The organism is Treponema sp. R80B11-R83G3, from assembly GCF_054786115.1.
Genome location: NZ_BDHF01000205.1, coordinates 1 through 1,487, shown reverse-complemented (window position 1 = coordinate 1,487; position 1,487 = coordinate 1). Strand labels below are relative to the sequence as shown.

General features: G+C 41.6%; 2 protein-coding genes and 2 pseudogenes. 1 reads left to right on the top strand and 3 read right to left on the bottom strand.

The window, feature by feature from the left end:
• From ACYVRH_RS12625 to ACYVRH_RS12615, 3 genes and pseudogenes are all read right to left on the bottom strand, one after another.
• On the bottom strand, positions 1-629 hold a 629-nt coding region (locus tag ACYVRH_RS12625; RefSeq protein ID WP_461257254.1), incomplete at its 3' end, for a phage integrase SAM-like domain-containing protein.
• Between the two features lie 127 nt (positions 630-756).
• A complete protein-coding gene (locus ACYVRH_RS12620; protein ID WP_461257253.1) occupies positions 757-924 on the bottom strand; it encodes a hypothetical protein in 168 nt (55 codons plus the stop codon).
• A gap of 78 nt (positions 925-1,002) precedes the next feature.
• A pseudogene (locus tag ACYVRH_RS12615) lies at positions 1,003-1,083 on the bottom strand (hypothetical protein); the annotation flags it as partial.
• A gap of 169 nt (positions 1,084-1,252) precedes the next feature.
• Here ACYVRH_RS12615 and ACYVRH_RS12610 point away from each other — a divergent pair.
• Positions 1,253-1,487 (top strand): annotated as a pseudogene (locus tag ACYVRH_RS12610) (tyrosine-type recombinase/integrase); the annotation flags it as partial.

Genomic DNA, 1,487 nt, shown 5'->3' with positions numbered 1-1,487 from the left:
GTACAGGTAATATGGCTGTTTTCCCACACCTTGCGCCAATCGCCCACAAATAATTTTTTGAATTCAATCGGAGTGATAATTTTAATTTCGGCTCGGTCATTTATAAGCCGTTCAACTTTGGCGGTAGGGTCAGCGGTTATAATCCCACGTTCCACAGCCTCAATCATCATGGTTTTGAAAGTTCCGTAGTAGCCGTTAATGGTCGTGTTTTTATATTTTTGTTTTATAAGGCTGTCCAGAAAAGCCTCAATCACGGCGGGGGTAATTGCGTCCATTCTCATATTTTTGAAATACGGCAAAATAACTTTATCCAAATTCCGCTTCATGTGGTCTGAATAACTTTGCGTCAGGTTCGCCCTTTTCCGTCTTTTTTTCAGGTACTCGCAATTTTCCCAATCCCACCAGTTCACAGCGTATTCCCCAAAGGTAGGCATATCATCTTTTCTTGGCAACAACGCCCCTTGTTTCAAAAGCCTGTTTACAAGCACCCTAGCCGCCGTTTTATTGGTCTGCCCCGTAGACCTACCCTGCGTCCGCTTGCCGTTTTCATCATAGGCGTAGAAATAAACAACCCGCCTACCCGAAGAAGTAACCCTGAAATACAGGGTAAAATCATTATGAATCTTCATAACTACCTCTTTTTTGGGAATATGATGTCTTTTGTGATTACACCCATTTCCCATGTTTTATAGCGTAAAAATCAGCAACGCTAATTTCTTATGGGATAAGCATTTACGGAAACTGTTTATTTTGTAATTAGGTAAAACGTGCAGTTTTCCTTATGTCCGGTATGGTTACACCGGTAAGTTTGGTGCAGTTGGAAAAAGCGTTATCTCCAATGATGCTAACGCCGTTATGTATGGTGACAACGCCAGTTTTTCCTAACGGACAATTTAGCAAAGCAGTATGATTTTTGTTATACAATACACCGTCCTGTGAGCTATATGTGGTATTACCAGAAGTAACAACTATTTCAGTAAGGCTGGTACAACTGGAAAAAGCGTTTTCTCCAATGATGTTAACGCTGTCGGGTATAGTTACGCTGGTAAGGCTGGTACAATTGTAAAAAGCCCACTCCCCAATGCTGGTAACATTGTTGAAATTGCACTAAACAACAGTTGTCAGCGGTTTTACTCTGTGATAAATCTATACCCTGTAAAGAATTAGCGTTGCTGGTTCGGTACGCCTAAAACGCTTGAAAATTCGTGTTATCAGGTATGACATCAATTTTCAAAAAAATAGGAGTTTTGCTATGCACAACGATTTTACTTTGTTTACAAGGGTTGTTCCTTCGGGGAAAACAGTGGTCTATTACTATGCTTATGACGGAGAGGGGAAACGGTTAGGTCCCTGGACTACCGGACAGAGCAATAAGACGGCGGCAAGGAATTATTGCAATTTGTTGAACAGGAAAGGGAAGCTACTTCCGGGACCAAAGGAAATGCCGACTTTTGCCGAATTTTCCGCTGTGTTTTGGGATTGGGAAA